Origin of the sequence: Azospirillum sp. B506, assembly GCF_000333595.1 — a bacterium.
Taxonomy (GTDB): domain Bacteria; phylum Pseudomonadota; class Alphaproteobacteria; order Azospirillales; family Azospirillaceae; genus Azospirillum.
Map to the genome: position 1 here is coordinate 1 of NZ_BADK01000187.1, position 17,834 is coordinate 17,834.

Here is a 17,834-nt window from a genome sequence, read left to right on the forward strand (position 1 = left end):
GCGTCCCCGCTCCGGCCGGTTCGCGGCGTCGGCCAGGATCGCCTGCACGAAGCCGGCCTTCAGATCGTAGGCGGCCTGGAGGAAGGGCGCGATGTCGCGTGGCGAGGCGGAGGGGCAGACCAGCGGCTGGCTCCAGTCCATCCCGTCCGGCTTGCGGATGGCGTGCAGATGGGTTGCGATGCAGCGTTCCGCCGCCGCGTCGCGCTCCGCCACCATGCGGTTGAGGCCGGCGACGCTCCAGTGCCGCCAGAAGGCGTCGGTGCCGGCGCCATGGCCGATGGCGAGCGCCGCCGTCAGCACCACACCGGCAGCGGCTCCCACCCCTGTCCGGCGGCCGGCCAGCAATGTCCAGCCGGCGACCGCGGCGGGGAAGGCCAGCAGCACCGGGTAGGCGTAGCGTGGGATGGTGCCGCAGCGCATGGCGTTGGCGATGCCCTCGCCGCACAGCCCGGCCCGGCCCAGCGCGGTGGTCATGGTGACGATCGCCGCCCCGGCGATCAGCCCGGAAATGGCGAAGGCGGCGTTGCGGTGCTCCCGCCCGGCGCGGCCCAGCAGCAGGCCCGCCGCCGGAATCAGGCAGAGCGCCAGGGCCGCCGCCCCCGCCGCCAGCGACAGCGGCGCTCCCACCGCCTCCACCGGCAGGCCGGCGGCGGTGGCGAAGGCGCCCAGCAGGAAGGCCCAGAAGCCGCTGTGCCAGGGCAGCACCAGCGGCTGGCCGGTGTGGTTGGCGTAGGAGCCGTGGAAGGTCATCCACAGCATCGCCGCGGTCAGCAGCAGCCCGCCGCCGACCGCCACCAATGTCTTGCCATCCAGGTGCTCCCGCCAGCTCCCGCCCTGGCGCAGGACCAGCACCGCCCCGGCCCCGGCAGCGCCAAGGGCATAGCTGGCGCCGAACACCCCGGTCGAGCCGAAGGCCAGCAGGAACAGCGTTGCCAGCACCAGACGCCCGCGGGCCAGCGTGTGGAGGAACAGGAACAGGCAGGTGAAGAAGATCGGCTGGGCCAGCCCCATGTGCTGGTAATAGAAATACTCGTTGTTCAGCGTGCCGGTCAGGAACAGCCCGGCCGCAGCCACCGGCACTCCGTCCCAGGCCGAGCGCACGCAGTCGCGCAGCAGAACCAGGGCGTAGGAGGCCAGCATCGCCGCGAAAGCCAGCCAGCCGACCAGCCGGAAGGCGAGGAAATCGACGCCGATGGCCTGCCACAGCCCATGGGTCAGCAGCTTGAAGAAGGGGGCGACATGGTCGCTGTCCTTGGCGAAGATCGACTGCAAGGTCAGCGGCTGCTGCACGCCCTGGGCGGTGCCGAAGAAATAGCCCCAGTCGTCCCAATAGGGCAGACCGGTGCTGGCATGCATGTTCATGCCGAACTGATAGGCGACGATCAGCGCCCCCAGCCCCAGCAGCAGCCAGACCAGGATATGGGCGGGCGACGAAGCGCGGCTGGGGGGGACATCGAAGCGGGCAGCATCGTGCCTGTCCGCTCCCCCGCGCGTCCGGGAAAGCGGACGATCCAGACTGTCTAGGCTCATGCGGCGTTTTCCATCGGTGCCGGGGTCGGGGCCGGGCGGTCCAGCGCGGTGGCGAGCGCGGTCCAGGCCCACAGCAGGCCGCGGTGGTCGGCCTGCCCGCTGCGGTGCTCGTCCCAGCGCGCCGCCAGCCAGGTGCCGTCCACCCCGATGCGCGCCGCCGTCTCCAGCGGCGGCTGGGGCAGGTGGCGCAGCCAGCGGCTGAGCGGGATGCCGAAGCCCTTCTTGGGCCGCGACAGGATCGCCGGCGGCAGCAGCGGGGCCATCGCCTTCTTCAGGATCCATTTCCGTGTGCTGCCCATCAGACCGTTCGGCTGCAGCTTCACGCCGGCCGGCAGGCGGCTGACGAAGGCGACCAGATCGCGGTCGAGGAAGGGCGAGCGCGTCTCCAGCGAACAGAACATGCTGGCGCGGTCGGCCTTGATCAGCAAATTCTCGCCCAGATAGAATCGGCCGTAGAACTCGATGGAGCGGTCGACGTCGTGCCGGCTGGCCCCCGAGCGCCACAGGGCGTCCGCCTCGTCATACAGCTCGTCGGCGGTCAGCTCGGCGCCGAACAGCCGCGAGACCTCCTCCACCGACGCCGGTCCCAGCCAGGCCGGCATCCAGTGGGCCGGCCGGTGTCCCAGCCCGCGAAGCGCCCGGCGCAGCTTGAAGTCGAAGCTCATGTTGCGGTCCGAGCGCGGCAGCCGGTGGGCCACCGCCTCCGCCAGCCGGTGCAGCGGGCGGGGAACGGCATGGTGGTAGAGCCGCGCCGTCCTGAGCGCGTCGAAGGTGTCGTAGCCGGCGAACAGCTCGTCGCCGCCGTCGCCGGTCAGCGCCACCGTCACCCGTTCGCGGGCGAAGCGCGACAGCAGATGCGTCGGCAGGATCGAGGGGTCGGCGATCGGGTCGTCCAGCCGGCCCAGCAGCTCCGGCAGCATCCCCGCCGCGGTGTCGAGGTTCAGCGTCCGGCAGGCATGGTCGGTGCCGTAATGGCGCGCGGCGTCGGCGGCATAGCCACTCTCGTCGAAGCTGGGTTCGTCGAAGCCGATGGTGAAGGTCTTCATCGACGCCGGATCGCGGTGCCGGGCCGCGAGCGCCACGATGGCGGCGCTGTCGATGCCGCCGGACAGGAAGAATCCGACCGGAACGTCGCTCAGCATGCGGCGTTCCACCGCGCGGTCCAGCAGCTCGCGCAGCTCCTCCGCCCACTCATCGGGGCCGCCCGGCGGCCGGTCGTCCACCACCATCCGGTATTCCCAGTAGCGGCTGACCGACAGGCGGCGGCTGGCCAGGTCGTAGACCATGCTGCAGCCGCCCGGCAGCTTGCGCACCGCGGCATGGGCGGTCAGCGGCGCCGGGATGAAGCCATAGGCGAAATACTTGACGAGCGCGGTGCGGTCGAGCGTGTCCGGCACCGACGGGTGCGACAGAACCGCCGTGGCCTCGGAGGCGAAGACCAGCCCGTCCGCCGTCTCGGCATAGAACAGCGGCTTCTTGCCGAAACGGTCGCGCCCCATCACCAGCCGGCCCCGGCGGCGGTCGTAGAGGCAGAAGGCGAACATGCCGTTCAGCCGCTCCAGCATCTCCAGGCCCCATTCCCGGTAGCCGTGCAGCAGCACCTCGGTGTCGGAATGGTCGGTGACGAACCGGTGGCCGGCCTGCTCCAGCGCGCGGCGCAGCTCCGGCGCGTTGTAGATCTCGCCGTTGTAGACGATGACCAGATCGCCGTCGGCCGTCGCCATCGGCTGGTGGCCGCCCTCGATGTCGATGATGGCGAGCCGGCGGAAGCCCAGATGCACCGGCAGCGCGCCGCTGGTGTCGATATGGACGCCGTCATCGTCGGGGCCGCGGTGACGGATGATGCTGGTCATGGCGGCGAGGTCGCGCTCGCCGCCGGGTCCGGCGAAGCCGGCGAAACCGCACATGGGGCTGCTCTCCCGAAGAGACTGCCGAGGGTGGCGACGGGGGCTAGGTGTAGCGCCTCGCCCGCCCCTGTGCCATGGCGAAATGCCGGACGGGGAGTGCCGATAGCGGGGGGCCAATGGGCGATGTCCGGGAAAGGCCAGGGGGGCATGGGGCGGAAAGTCGTGGCGTCCGGTTCCGGCTTTGGATTACAGCAGGTGCCACCGGCCGCGGCCATGGGAGGCGCGGCTCACATCGGGCTTGACGGGGAAAGAGGCGGATGATCGGCGGACCTGTGGATTTGGAAGGCGGCTTCAACCGCATGCGGCCGTGCCGACACGGGCTGATGGTGTACAACCGCAACGACCGCTATGTCGGCCGCTCGCTCGACCTCTACGGCGAATATGCCGAGTATGAGGTCGCCCTGTTCCGCTCGGTCTTGCGTCCGGGAGATGTCGTGGTCGAGGTCGGGGCCAACATCGGCGCCCAGACCCTGCCGCTGGCCCGCATGGTCGGGCCGTCCGGCGCCGTCGTCGCCTTCGAGCCGCAGGAGATGCTGTTCAACCTGCTCTCCGCCAATCTGGCCCTGAACGGCGTTGCCAATGTGCGGACCCGGCGCATGGCGGTGGGAAGCGAGGCCGGGGCCATCCGGGTGCCGACGCTCGACCCAACCTGTTCCAACAATTTTGGCGCCCTCGGTCTCGGCGACTGGGAGTATGGCGAGCTGGTTCCGCTGGTGACGCTGGACAGCAGCCTGGACCTGCCGTCCTGCCGCCTGCTGAAGGCCGACGTGGAGGGCATGGAGGTGGCGGTGCTGCGCGGGGCCGGCGGACTGATCGCGCGCCACCGGCCGGTGCTGTATGTGGAGAATGACCGGCGCGACCGCTCGCCCGCCCTGATCGGGCTGATCCGGTCGATGGGCTACCGGGTCTGGTGGCACACGGCCCGCCTGTTCCATCCCGGCAACTTCGCCGGCAACCCCACCGACCTGTTCGGCGGGGTCGGCGCCATCAACCTCGTCGCCCTGCCGCCGGGCAGCGACATCCACATCCCCGAGCCGGAGATCACCGACGATCACGCCTGGTGGCAGTGATGTGGTGGCCGCGAGGCGGTTCATAGGGAGGCGGCTCACGCCACCGCCCGGTCGGCCTCCTGTTCCAGAACCCCGCGGACCGCGGCGGCCATTTCCTGCCAGCTGTAGCGCCTGCTCCGGTCGAAGCCGGCCTGGATCAGGGCGTTGCGGGTCTCGGGACGGCGGACGGCGCGCAGGGCGGGCATGAGGCTGCCTGGAGACCGCGGATCGATGTAGAGCACCGCCTCGGCGCCGACTTCGCGCAGCACGGGCAGGTCGGAGGCGACGACCGGGCACCCGCAGGCCATCGCCTCGATCAGCGGCAGCCCGAAGCCTTCGTAGAAGGACGGGAAGACCAGGGCGGTCGCCGCATTGTACAGGCGGACCAGCGCCTCGTCCTCCGCCCGCACCAGCCGGACCTCGACCCCGTCCGGCAGGCCGTTCAGCTGGTCCGGCGACGCATGGCGGCTGGAGCACAGGACGGGCAGGCGTTCTTCCGGCGGCATCTGTGCCAGGGCATGGGCCAGGGCCACGCCGTTCTTGTGCTCGTGCAGGCCGCCCACCAGCAGGAAAAAGCCGTTGGGGCAACGCACTTCGGCCAGCAAGGCCCGGCGGTCGGCCTCCGGCAGCACGCGGAACGAGGGATCGACCCCCGGATAGGCCAGGCTGGTCCGCCCGGCGGTTTCCGGATGCAGGCGCTCCAGATCGGCGCGGGTGCTTTCGGAAATGCAGATGTAGCGCCGGGCATAGGCGATGGCGGCCCGCTTCTCGGCCCACATCGGCTGCGCCAGGTTCATGTTCAGCATTTCGGGGATCATGTCATACACCATCATCACCGACGGGATGGTGAGCGGCACGGTGTAATAGGTGGAGATGAAGACCCCGGCCTTCTCCTCCTGGCCGCACTGCTCGATCAGCCGCCGCTGGCGCTGCGGGTCGGCATAATCATGCGGCTCGATCATCCGGTACTCGATGCCCGGCACCCGCGGCGCCCAGCCGTTGCGGTCGAGCACCAGCAGGCGCTCGGCGAAGCCGGTGCCGCTCCACTCCTTCAGCAGGCTGTGCCAGACGCGGGCGATGCCGGTCCGTTGAAGCTGGAAGAAGACGGAATCGATCATCACCCGCGGCTTGGCCGGGCTGCGGCGGATCTGGAAATGCAGGCGCTGTTGGCTGCCAGGGGGGGGAGCGGAGACCGGACGGGCGGCGCGCAAACGCTCCAGCACGGCCTGCGCGTCGGCTGCGACATGCTGGTAGGGCGACTGCCGGACATGGCGCTGCAAGCTGCGAAGGCCGCTCTCCAGCGTTCCCCCCTGATCGGCGAGCGCCTTGCCCAGTGCATGGGCCTGGTCCGGCGAATAGCGCAGATGCCTGGGGTGTTCCCGATAGAAGACATGGGTCAGGCCGTTGCTGTGCAGCCGCATGCCGTAGCGTTGGGCCACCATGTCGAGTGCGCGCAGCGAGTAGAAAAAGACGTGCTGGCCATTGTCGGGTGACAGGTAGAACCAGTCCGGCCCTTCCCCGCGATAAAGCTGGGTCGTGGTGATGACGATGTCGGAGTCCGCAGCGAAGATGCCGTCAAGATCCTCGGCTGGATTCGGCAGATGCTCCAGCACCTCGAACGCCGTGGTGACCGGAAAGACGGACGTCGCCGTGTCCTTGCGCGCGAACCCCAGCGCATAGTGATTGTCGACATATTTGTCGTGCAGGAAGAAGGCGAAGCCGCGGTCCCGCATCATGCGGGTGAACAGGCCGTTGCCTCCGCCCCAGTCCAGGCAGGGGGTTCCCGCCCCGACACCCAGCTGTTCCAGCAGGGGCGGGACCGTGAGCGACAGCAGGATGCTGCGCTGGACGATGCCGACGTCCTGCATCATGCAGTCCGGCGTATAGGCATCGTCCAGCCAATGGGGCGGATCGGTCTGCAGGGAGCCGCACTGGGTGCATTCCCAGTAGCCGACCTGGTGACGGCCGAGAAGCGTCGTCTCGAACACGCGGATCGCGTTGCCGCCGCACAGCCGGCAGGAACTGGTGGGGAGTGTTGTCATCGTCGGGCCGCTCACGCCGTATGCCGTTGCCGCATGTCGGCCTGGACGGTCTCCCATACAGTGCCGAAGACGGTTTCCCAGGAGTGGTTCGTCCGGACCTGTTCGACCACGCCGGCGCTGCGCGCCTCGTATTCCGCCGGGCTCATCGCCATCGCCGCGAGGATGATCTCACGGTTCCTGGCGGTGTCCTGGGTCAGGTAGATCGCGTGGGGGGAGCGGAAGCCGCTTTCCGGGGTGACGATGGGTACCAGCCCGCGCGCGCAGTTCTCCAGGATCGCGGTGGCCTGCGCGTCCAGGGAACTGGTGTGGATGTAGAAGGCGCACTGTTCCTTGACGAAGCGGTCCACCTGCGGATTGCTGTTGTCCATCCAGCCCAGCGAGACGACCTCCTTGTCGCGGATGCGGACCCGCTGGTTGGGGTGGTTGCGCAGGCTGCCGCTGCCCAGATGCAGCCGCATCCGGGCGGGGTCGATGCTGTCGAGCAGCAGGTCGAACCCCTTGTGCGGCTGGAGGTCGCTCAGATGGAGCAGGCCGTTCATGCTTTCCGGGCTGTAGCGGCGGGGCGTTCCGAACAGGCGCGCTTCGCACCCCATGTCGATGCGGACGATCTTGTGCTTGATCCGGCCGATCGGCGTGTCGACCGGCATCGCCTGGATCTGCTCGTACCAGTACTCGCCGCAGATGCCGAAGATCAGCCGGGCGGCGTCGAACTGGCTGTCGACGAAGGGGGACCATTTCTTGTGCTCCGCGATCTGCACCGGCAGGATCGGGACCATGATGTAGGTGTTGGGATGGCACGGTTCGCCCGGCGACAGCGCGTTGTCGCGGACCCAATCGTCGCTCACCCCGCCGGCCGGATCGAAGGTGGTGTGGCCAAGCAGGATGTCGGACGGATTGCGGGTCACCCTGGACGCGGTAAAGCTTTCCAGATGGATGTCAGTGTGTTTCCCAAGAACCCGTCGCGCGTACTTGCAGATCTCGGCGTTGTTCGCTTCGTACTTGTTATAGGACTCTTCCCTGAAGATGTATGGTGACCAGAAAAAGTGAAGCATCAAACATCTCCGTGGGTCTGCAAGGCGTATCGCTTCGGTCGGTGGGAGGGCGGGAAGGACACGGAATCAAGGGGTTTTCATCAAGGGGTCTTCGGCGTCTTCATCCTGTCGCGCCAATGGGACAGGAACAGGATGCCGTCGCGTCTGGCGAATGAGTCCACCGTCCTCTGCCGCCTGTCTTCGCCATCCCGGATTTCCGTGGCGCTGCGTATCTGCGACCAGTCGGGAATCACGACGCATCCGCACTTCTCGTACAGCGGATCCAGGATGCTCGACGTGACGATCGGAATGGCCCCCATTGCCAGGCTTTCCCACACGCGCATCGTGTCCACCCCGTTGCCCCGCGGGCAGAGAACGAACTTCGACAGTCCCATCAGCGCCAGATAATACCGGTAATCCATCCGGCTCTCGCAGATGAACACGCCATCCTGGGGAAGCTGGTTTCTGTCCACCGATGTCTTGGACAGGAAGGTGCAGAGAATCTCGATGGGGCGATCGTTCCAGGGCAATCCGCCGGCATGGTCGAGAATGAGGGATTGCCGGCCATAGGGCCGCTGCTTCTCGGCAAATCCGATCGGAAGCTGGTGAACGGACGATGACCATTTCGGCAGGTTGCAGCCCCACCATTCCCGCACCCTCGGGTCGTCGAGCAGATGGCGGTGGGCATCCGGAGTGATGTCGCTCACGCCGGTGACCAGAACGAAGGGGTTGCCGATCAGGGGCAGAACATGGCTCTCGAAGAAAGGCAGAAGATCTGTCTTCACGAAGACGGCATCCCCGGCCATCACCTCGTGAGGACGGAAAGGCGGGTTCGAGTGGAGAGGCAGGACCCCGAATTGCTCATAATATTCCTTTGTACCATCCAGGATGTGATCGCACAGGAGGGGGGGCGAATTGTACCGCAGAAGGCCGATTTCTTGATCCATGACGCAAGTTTTTCCCTAAAATGATATAAAACAGATCCGACTCTGGACGCGATCGGTCTCATCCTGGCGAACGGTCAAGGCCGGAGGGCGGTCATCCGCGCACCCAGGCCTGGTACAGCCCGCCGAAGATCATCGGATGCTCCGCCTCCAGCCGGTCCCAGCGGGCCAGCGAGGTCATCGCCGGATCCTCGGGGAAGCGCTTGCGGTAGAGGGCCGCCACCGCCGGATCGGCCAGCCGGAAGCCCAGGAACTCCAGCTTCAGCGCGGCAAGCGCGTCGGCCAGCCAGGGCAGGGTGACGTGCAACTCGTGGACATGCATCAGCAGGTCGCGGCAGGCGCTGGTGCCGTAGAAATCGGGGGACCGGATGACGGCCCGCGCCGGATGGCCCTCCGGCAGGGACAGGATGTCGCGGCGGACATGGCGGATGCCGTCCAGGGTCGGCGGGTGGCCGCGCTCGGCGATGAACTGGCGGGCGGCCAGGATGGGGCGGCGGGCGGTCGCGCTGTAGACCCCGATCTCCATCACGCCATGCGGGCGCATCATCCCGCGCAGCACGCGCAGGCCCGCCATCGGGTCTTCCATGTGATGCAGGACGCCGACGCTGTGGATCACGTCGAAGCGGCGGCCCAGCGCCCCCAGCTCCAGCAGGTCGGCCTGGGCGAACTCGATGGTCTTCAGGCCCAGGCGCCGGCTCTGGCGGGTGGCGTAGGCGAGGCTGCGGCGGCTGAGGTCGACCGCCAGCACCCGCGCATTCTTCAAGGTGGAGGCGGCCCACACCGCCTCCCGGCCGGTGCCGCAGCCGGCGACCAGCACCTCCGGCGCCTCCCAGCCCGGCGCGTTCCAGGCGGGAGAGGCGGGCAGGGCTGCATGCGGGAAGAGCGCGTGCAGGAAACGGGGCAGCGGCAGCGGCTCCGGCAGCAGCCCGGTGGTCATCCAGCGCGGATAGGGGTTCTCCTCGTACTGGGCGCGCACACCGACCGACACCGGGTGGCTGATCGGGGTCAGTGCCGGCAGCTCCGCCTGGATCGCCGCCTCGGCCAGCGGTTCGGCGACCTGGCGGTTCAGCAGCCGGACGATCTCCTCGGGCCAGGACAGGGTCTGCAGGGCGGCCGCCCGCTCCCAACGGTAGAGCGGCCGGTAGGCGCCGAGCAGGGCGACCAGAACCGCCGGCGGCTGCTCGCCGCGCGCCAGCGCCGCCTCCGCCGCGCGGACCAGCACCGCCAGCACCTGGAACTCGCCGTCGGTCTCGGCGAAGACATATTCGTTGAGGAAGCACTGCTCGGCGATGGCGGCGCACAGGGTGCGCCAGGACGGCCGGTCGGGCAGGCCGGGGCCGGTCAGCGCCAGCATCAGCACCCGGCGCAGCCGGGTCAGCGCCCGTTCCAGCCCGGGATCGCAGACCGGGGCGGCGCGCAGATGGGCCAGCAGCAGCGCATCCTCCGCCAGCCCGGCGAGCGAGCCGTCGGCCAGCAGCGCCAGGCTTTTCCCGTCCAGCGCCCGCTCTCCATCCTCGGGCCCCGCCTCCGGAGCGGCGAGGGCCTTGAGGATGGGCGATGCCATCAGCACGCCGGCGATGGCACGGGACAGGCCGGCGCTTTCCACCTCCGGCCGACCGAGTGCCGTCAGCAGGTCGGCGCGCAGGTCCTCATCCGCCCCCTCGCCGGCGGCGGGCGGGGCGGCATCGCGCAAGGTTTCGGCGAAGGCGATCCAGTTGCGCGGCATGTCGGGGGCGAGGCGGATCGCCTTGCGCACATAGGGCAGGGCCTGGTCGCGCCAGCCGCCCTGCAGGAACAGCGCGGCGATGCCGAAGCACAGCTCGGCATCCTCCGGAGCCGTGCGGGCGATGCCGAACGCCTCCGCCTCCGCTTCGGCGGTGCGGCCGGCGGCGATCAGCAGCGACAGCAGGGTCCGGCGCAGCGGCAGGGGAAGCGGCCGGCCGGCGGCGGCGCGGCGCAGCTCCTCGATGGCGTCGTCGGGATTGCCGGTCTCCTGGTGCAGGCGGGCGAGGTTGTTGTGGACCTCCGGCAAGTCGGGGGTGAGGCGCAGCGCGGCGCCATAGGCCTCCAGTGCGCCTGCGGTGTCGCCGCCGCTCTGCAGGGCGGTGCCCAGATTGGCCAGCAGCGCCGTCCTGGTCCTGTCGTCCGGATCGGCGATGAGTGCCAGACCGTCGCGGCAGACGGTGACGGCTTCCGCCCAATGGCCGGCGACGCGCAGGCTGTCGGCCAACAGCAGCCGGGCATCGAGATGGCCGGGATCGACCGCCAGCACGCGGTGGAAGGCGGCGATCGCCGATTCCAGCTGGCCGGTCCGGTGGTGCAGGGTGCCGATCAGATGCAGCGTTCCCACCAGCCGCGGGCGCAGCGCCACCGCCTGCTCGGCCTGTTCCAGCGCCTCCTCGACGCGGCCCAGCCGGGCCAGCAGCGACGCATGGTTGCCGAGGATTTCCGGCAGGACGGGCCGGTGGGAGAGCGCGCGGCGGAACAGCGCCTCGGCCTCCTCGACGCGACCCTCCAGCATGCGGACCAGCGCCAGGGTGCCCAGCGCCTCGGCCTGCGCCTGACGCATCGGCTGGGCCGGCTGCGGCTGGGCTGGGCCGTCGGCAAGGCGCAGGGCCGTGTCGCAGGCCGACGCCGCTTCGGCCAGCTGGCCGCGGCGCAGCCGGGCGAGCGCCTGCGCCCGGTGGGCCTGGACCGCGGTCGCCCCGCCGGCCGCTTCACCGCCTGCCCGCCGCAGCGCCTCGGCGGCTGCGGCATAGCCGTCGTCGACGCGGCCGGCGGCGATGAAGGCCAGGGCGAGCACGCTCCAGCCCTCCGCCCTGTCCGGCTGCCGGCGCACCGCCGCTTCGGCCCAGGCCACGCTGTCGGCCGGTCGGCCCAGGACGCGGGCGGCTTCGGCCAGCGACAGCAACGCCGCCGGATCCTGTGGCGGGGTGCCGCACAGTTCGCGGTACGGCCCCTCCGCCTCCTCCGGCCGGCCGGACCGGCACAGTTCCAGCATCTGCGCCAGACGATGGGCGGCGGCCTGATGGTCAGGACCGCTCTGGCCGGTCGGAAGGCCGGCGGTCCCGATTGCGCTGTCGGTGGTCATGAAGCTGGACCTTTGGGCTGGAAGGGGGCCAGGGAAGACAGGGGCCAGGGAAGACAGGGAAGGGGCCTCAATAGGCCTGATAGGATTTTTCCTCGACCAGTTCGGAGCCGAGCAGCCGGTTCAGGTCGCGCTTCAGCGCGGCCCGGCGGTCATTGGTGCGGTAGACCTGCCGGGCCAGCTCGACGAAGCGCGGGCCGAAATCCTTGGCACGCTCGCAGTCGCGGATCTCGTCCTCGACCTCCCACAGGGTGGTGTTGACCGCGCGCAGCCCGTCGATCAGCACGGCGACCTCCGGACGCCCGGTGTCGGCCTGCGCCGCCACGGCGAGCAGCGCCTCGCGCTCGCGCCGGACATTCGCCAGCTTGTCGGCATCGGCGATGCGCTCCGTCTTGATGTCGAGGATGGTGATCTTGTCCAGCAGTTCGCCCCAGGAGACGGGCGCCAGGATCGGCATGTCGGAAGCTCCGCTTCTGAGGGGGAGGGAGGACGCGGCGCGTTTGCGGAGCGCGCGTTCGAGGCTGTCGAGGGTGTCGTCCCAGTGCTGTGGCCTGGACTGCCGGAAGAGGCGCATGGTCGGGTACCAGGGGCTGTCGTCTCGGTCGAGCATCCATCGCCAGTCTGGGGCGAAGGGGACGAGGACCCAGACCGGCACGCCGAGCGCGCCGGCGAGATGGGCGACGGATGTGTCGACGCAGACCACCAGATCGAGGTTTGCCATGATGGCGGCTGTGTCGGCGAAATCCTTGATTTCCGGGGACAGGTTCAGCAGCGGGAAGCCGCCGGGCGGGTTTTCCGCCTGGCCTTCGGTCGGCCCCTTCTGGATGGAGACCAGGGTGACGCCGGGGATCGCGGCCAGCCGGGCGAAGGGGGCCAGCCCGATGGAGCGGTTCCGGTCGTTGCCGTGGGTGGGCGATCCGGCCCAGACGATGCCCACCTTCAGTCCGCCCCCGCCCCCGGCCCCGCCCCCGCCTTGTGCCGGAGCCGTCAGCCGCTCGCCCCAGCGCGCCACCAGCTCCGGCTCCGCCGACAGGTAGGGAACACGGGACGGAATGGTGTCCATCTGGGTGCCGAACACTTCGCCCAGGCTCAACATCGGCAGGTGCAGGTCGAAATCGTCGGTGCCAAGCTGGCCGCTGACGATGCGCTCCACGCCGGGGAGGCCGGCCAGCACCCGTTTCAGCGCGGCCGGCACCCCCAGGATCACCCGGCCGCCCCGCGCCGCCACCAGGGGGACATAGCGGCAGAATTGCAGGCTGTCGCCCAGCCCCTGTTCGCCATGCAGCAGGATGCGGCGCCCGTCCGGCGGTTCTCCCGTCCAGCGCGGCTTGGGCATGGCGGCCTGGGTGGGCGCATCCTTGCAGTGCAGCCGCCATTCATACGCGCGCCAGCCCTCCTCGAACCGGCCGCCGACCAGCAGGGCCATGCCCAGGTTGCGGCGGGCATCCGGACCGGCGGGGTCGACGGCGACGGCGCGGCGGAAGCCGGTGACAGCCTCGTCCAGCCGGTTCTGATTCAGCCGGGCGTTGCCGTGGTTGGCATAGCCGCCGGCGAATCCCGGATCGATGGCGACGGCGCGGGCATGGGCATGGGCCGCGTCCTCCAGCTGTCCCAGCTCCTGCAATGCCAGGCCGAGGCTGCTGTAGCCGGCCGCGAAATAGGGGTCGAGCGCCACGGCGCGGCGATGCCACGCCGCGGCCGCCTTCGCCCCGTCCCCCGTCTTGTCCAGCGAGCGCAGCGCGATGCCCAGGTTGTTGCAGACGGCCATGTGGGCCGGGTCGATGGCGATGGCGCGGGCATAGGAGGCGACGGCATCCGGCAGGTCGTCGCCTTCCTGCAGGACATTGGCCAGCCCCGCATGACCCTCCACCCCGGCAGGGGCGAGGCGGACCGCCCGGCGATAGGCGTCCCTGGCATCGTCGGGGCGTGACAGCCCGCGCAGCAGACCGCCCGCATTCTCATAGGCGGCGGTGAAGTCGGGGCGCAATGCGATGGCGTTGCGGTACGCCGCCGCCGCCCCGGCCGCATGCCCCTGGTCGCGCAGCAGGTTGCCCAGATTGAGCCGTGCTTCCGCTATGGCGGGATCGATCCGCAGGGCGCGGATCATCAGGCGGAGTGCCGCACCGCCCTGCCCGGCGCGTCGGGCGACCAGCCCCAGCAGATGCAGCGCGTCGGCCTGCTCGGGCACGATCTCCAGAATACGGCGGTAGATCCGCGCTGCCGCGGCCAGATTGCCGCTTTGATGATGCCGCACTGCTGCGGCGAGCGCGTCCTGAATGGTCGCCATGCTCGATCGGTCGTCCCTGGCCCTTGGGTTTCTTCGTGTGGTGGCTGTCCGGCGGAGCCTGTCGCCGCAAGGGAATAGCGGGTGTTCCCGAATTCTCCAAGCGCATCCTCTCGGCTGCGACAAACGAAATACAGCCCGTGTTATCAACTTGTAACAACGGGGCTGTCTTCATCGAAGCCAGAGCTTGGCAGCAGATCGGCAACGAAGTTGTGTAATTCGCGCAAGTCTTCATCTCTGTACACTCGATTCGAGACGGCTTCCCTCCTTCCCGCGATCACGCTCCGGCCTGGACGCCGACAGGGCAGTGGGGACCGCCAACTTCATGCGTCCTGTGGCGGTTTCGCCATACCCGGCATTTCGCAAGCCATTGCAAAGACTTGGGCGAATGGCGCTCTGTCGTTCAGGATAATGGGTCCGCAGAGCGTCACAAGACCGGCCACTTCGGCCTACCCACTTCGGTAGAAACGGATTGCCATGGGCGCAGTCCTTCGGATAACAAGGGCATGGTGTGTTAGTTCGCGCTAGGACTGAGTCTGTCTGCCTGCATCCAGTGTGGCGCACACCTTAGAATGGTTCATCCGCCGGCGAACCAAACCTGAAGGGGATTACTAATGGCTGGACCCTACACCGTAGGCCTAACTACGGGTTCAACCCTAACATTGGGGCATTACTCCGCAATTATCGGTAACGTTGGTACCGATGTTATCACGCTCGGAACGGCCGGTAACACGGTGTCGATTTCGACGCTTGAGACCCTGATCGGCAGCACCGGCACCGATTTCATCACCTTGACTTCCGGTTCTACCCTCCAGGTTTCGCTGCTGGAGACCCTGGTGGGCAGCACCACCACCGACGTGGTCTCGATCGGCACGTCCGGCTCCACCATGCTGGTGACCCTGCTTGAGACGATCACCGGCGGTGTGGGCACCGACGTGATCACGATCGGCACGTCCGGCTCCACCATGCTGGTGACCCTGCTTGAGACGATCACCGGCGGTGTGGGCACCGACGTCGTGACCCTGGGCTCGGCCGGCAGCACCGTCCTGGTTTCCGCGCTGGAGACCGTGACCGGCGGCACGACCACTGACATTGTCACCCTGGGCACGGCCGGCAACACCCTGCTGGTCAACGGGATCGAGGCCCTGACCGGCGGCGCCGGCACCGACGTTGTCACCCTGGGCACGGCCGGCAACACCATGCTGGTCGGTGGGATCGAAACCCTGATCGGCGGCGTCGGCACCGACATCATCACCCTGGGCTCGGCCGGCAACACCCTGCTGGTCAATGCCATCGAGACCCTGACCGGCGGCACGACCACTGACGTTGTCACCCTGGGCACGGCCGGCAACACCATGCTGGTCGGTGGGATCGAAACCCTGTCCGGCAGCGTTGGCACCGACATCATCACCCTAGGCACGGCCGGCAACACCCTGCTGGTCAATCTCATCGAGACCCTGACCGGCGGCGTCGGCACCGATGTCGTCACCCTGGGCACGGCCGGCGGCAGCCTGCTGGTCGGTGGGATCGAGACCCTGATCGGCGGCGTCGGCACCGACATCATCACCCTGGTGGCCGGCGGCAGCACCATCACGGTCGGCCTGATCGAGACCCTGACCGGCAGCGCGACCACCGACGTCGTGACGCTGGGCACGGCCGGCAGCACCCTGCTGGTCAACGGGATCGAGGCCCTGACCGGCGGCGTCGGCACCGACGTCGTGACGCTGGGCACCGGCGGCAGCACCATCACGGTCAGCCTGATCGAGACCCTGACCGGTACCGTTGCCACCGACGTCGTCACCCTGGGCTCGGCCGGCAACACCCTGCTGGTCAATGCCATCGAGACCCTGACCGGCGGCACGGCCACTGACGTTGTCACCCTGGGCACGACCGGCAACACCATGCTGGTCGGTGGGATCGAAACCCTGTCCGGCAGCGTCGGCACCGACATCATCACCCTGGGCACGGCCGGCAACACCCTGCTGGTCAATATCATCGAGACCCTGACCGGCGGCGTCGGCACCGATGTCGTCACCCTGGGCACGGCCGGCGGCAGCCTGCTGGTCGCTGGGATCGAGACCCTGACCGGCGGCGTCGGCACCGACATCATCACCCTGGCGGCCGGCGGCAGCACCATCACGGTCGGCCTGATCGAGACCCTGACCGGTACCGCGGCCACCGACTTTGTCACCCTGGGCACGGCCGGCAGCACCCTGCTGGTCAATGCCATCGAGACCGTGATCGGCGGCACCGCCACCGACGTCGTGACGCTGGGCTCCGGCGGCAGCACCGTCACGGTCGGCGCGCTCGAGACCCTGACCGGTACCGTTGCCACCGACGTCGTGACCCTGGGCTCGGCCGGCAACACCCTGCTGGTCAATGCCATCGAGACCCTGACCGGCGGCACCGCCACCGATGTCGTCACCCTTGGCACGACCGGCAACACCATGCTGGCTTCGCTGCTCGACACGCTGAGCGGCGGCGTCGGCACCGACATCGTCACCCTGGGCTCGGCGGGCAGCACCATCCTGGTCTCCGGCCTCGAGATCCTGGTCGGCGGTGTCGGTACCGACATCGTGACCCTGGGCACGGCCGGCAACACGGTGCTCCTGCGCGGCATCGAGACGCTGACCGGCAACGTCGGCACCGACGTCGTCACCCTGGGCGACACGGCGAACACGCTGACCGTCGGCGGCATCGAGACCCTGACCGGTGGCGCCTCCACCGACATCGTCACGCTGGGCACCGCGGGCAACACCCTGCTGGTCACCCTGGTCGAGACGCTGACCGGCGGCATCGGCACCGACGTCGTCACCCTCGGGGCGGCCGGCAACACCATCCTCACCAGCCTGCTGGAGACGATCACCGGCGGCGCGTCCACCGACGTCGTCACGCTGGGCACCGCGGGCAACACCCTGCTGGTGTCGGGCGTCGAGATCCTGGTCGGCGGTGTCGGCACCGACATCGTGACGCTGGGCACGGCCGGCAACACGGTGCTGCTGCGCGGCATCGAGACGCTGACCGGCAGCACGACCACCGACGTCATCACGCTGGGCAATACGGCGAACACGCTGACCGTCAACGGCATCGAGACGCTGACCGGCGGCACCGCCACCGACACCGTCACGCTGGGTACGGCCGGCAACACGATCCTGGTTTCGGGTCTGGAGACCCTGACCGGTGGCGTGGGCACCGACATCGTCACCCTGGGCCTGGGTGGCAACACCCTCATTGTCAGCCTGCTGGAGACGATCACCGGCGGTGCGGCGACCGACGCCATCACCATCGGCACCACAGGCGCCACCCTGCTGGTTTCGGGTCTGGAGACCCTGACCGGTAGCACGGCGGTCGATGCCATCATCCTGGGCACCTCCGGCAACACCTTGCTGACCTCGGGCATCGAGTTCCTGCAGGGCGGCGCGGGCAGCGACCTGGTCTTCCTCGGCTCGGCTGGCAACACCTTCCAGACGGTCGCCCTGGAGTTCCTGATCGGCGGTGCGGGCACCGACGTCGTCACCCTGGGCTCGGCGGGCAGCACCACCACGGTCCGTGGTCTGGAGAGCCTGACGGGCGATGTCGGCACCGACGTCATCACCATCGGCGATACCGGCACCACCATGGTGGTCTCGGGCATCGAGACGCTGGCTGGCGGTGCTGGTACCGACGCCATCACGCTGGGCACGGCCGGCAACACGGTCCTGATTTCGGGGCTGGAGACGCTGACCGGTGGCATCGGCACCGACGTGATCACGATCGGTTCGGCTGGCGGCACGCTGCTTGCCAGCGGTCTTGAGACGATCGTCGGCGGCACGGGTCTGGAACTTGTGTTCCTCGGCACGGCCGGGTCGACGGTCTCGGTGTCGGGCATTGACACCCTGATCGGCGGCGTCGGCACGGACGTCGTGACCTTCGGCACCTCCGGCAACACGCTGCTGCTGCGCGGCATCGAGACGCTGATC

At 69.0% G+C, this 17,834-nt stretch carries 9 protein-coding genes; 2 read left to right on the forward strand and 7 right to left on the reverse strand.

Annotated features, from left to right (window positions below; translation table 11 throughout):
- Both I71_RS06355 and asnB read right to left on the reverse strand, forming a co-directional pair.
- On the reverse strand, window positions 1-1,530 hold a 1,530-nt coding region (locus tag I71_RS06355; protein ID WP_042692545.1), incomplete at its 3' end, for a hypothetical protein.
- On the reverse strand, window positions 1,527-3,437 hold the full coding sequence (gene asnB, locus I71_RS06360; RefSeq protein WP_042692549.1) for an asparagine synthase (glutamine-hydrolyzing): 1,911 nt from the start codon (window positions 3,435-3,437) through the stop codon (window positions 1,527-1,529). The genes I71_RS06355 and asnB, both read right to left, overlap by 4 nt.
- Window positions 3,438-3,694: 257 nt before the next feature.
- Here asnB and I71_RS06365 point away from each other — a divergent pair, with 257 nt between their 5' ends.
- Window positions 3,695-4,507 carry an FkbM family methyltransferase gene (locus tag I71_RS06365; RefSeq protein WP_049975958.1) on the forward strand — a complete coding sequence of 271 codons (813 nt, stop codon included), beginning with the start codon at window positions 3,695-3,697 and terminating at the stop codon, window positions 4,505-4,507.
- A 35-nt stretch (window positions 4,508-4,542) separates the two neighbouring features.
- Here I71_RS06365 and I71_RS06370 read toward each other — a convergent pair whose 3' ends face one another.
- The 5 genes from I71_RS06370 to I71_RS06390 form a co-directional block, all read right to left on the reverse strand.
- The gene (locus I71_RS06370) at window positions 4,543-6,528 is read right to left on the reverse strand and encodes a glycosyltransferase (RefSeq protein WP_159107351.1); all 1,986 of its coding nucleotides are present in this window, start codon (window positions 6,526-6,528) and stop codon (window positions 4,543-4,545) included.
- 11 nt (window positions 6,529-6,539) lie between these two features.
- Window positions 6,540-7,580, reverse strand: a complete 1,041-nt coding sequence (locus I71_RS06375; RefSeq protein WP_042692556.1) for a hypothetical protein — start codon at window positions 7,578-7,580, stop codon at window positions 6,540-6,542.
- A gap of 80 nt (window positions 7,581-7,660) precedes the next feature.
- Entirely contained in the window at window positions 7,661-8,344 is a 684-nt protein-coding gene (locus I71_RS06380) for an exostosin family protein (protein ID WP_148294164.1), read from the reverse strand.
- Window positions 8,345-8,597: 253 nt separating this feature from the next.
- Window positions 8,598-11,594 (reverse strand): class I SAM-dependent methyltransferase, encoded by a 2,997-nt coding sequence (locus I71_RS06385; RefSeq protein WP_042692564.1) that lies wholly within the window; start codon window positions 11,592-11,594, stop codon window positions 8,598-8,600.
- A gap of 67 nt (window positions 11,595-11,661) precedes the next feature.
- Window positions 11,662-13,878 (reverse strand): tetratricopeptide repeat protein, encoded by a 2,217-nt coding sequence (locus I71_RS06390; protein WP_042692568.1) that lies wholly within the window; start codon window positions 13,876-13,878, stop codon window positions 11,662-11,664.
- Window positions 13,879-14,609: 731 nt separating this feature from the next.
- On the opposite strand from I71_RS06390, the gene I71_RS06395 reads away from it, so the two are divergent.
- On the forward strand, window positions 14,610-17,834 hold a 3,225-nt coding region (locus tag I71_RS06395), incomplete at its 3' end, for a calcium-binding protein (protein WP_148294165.1).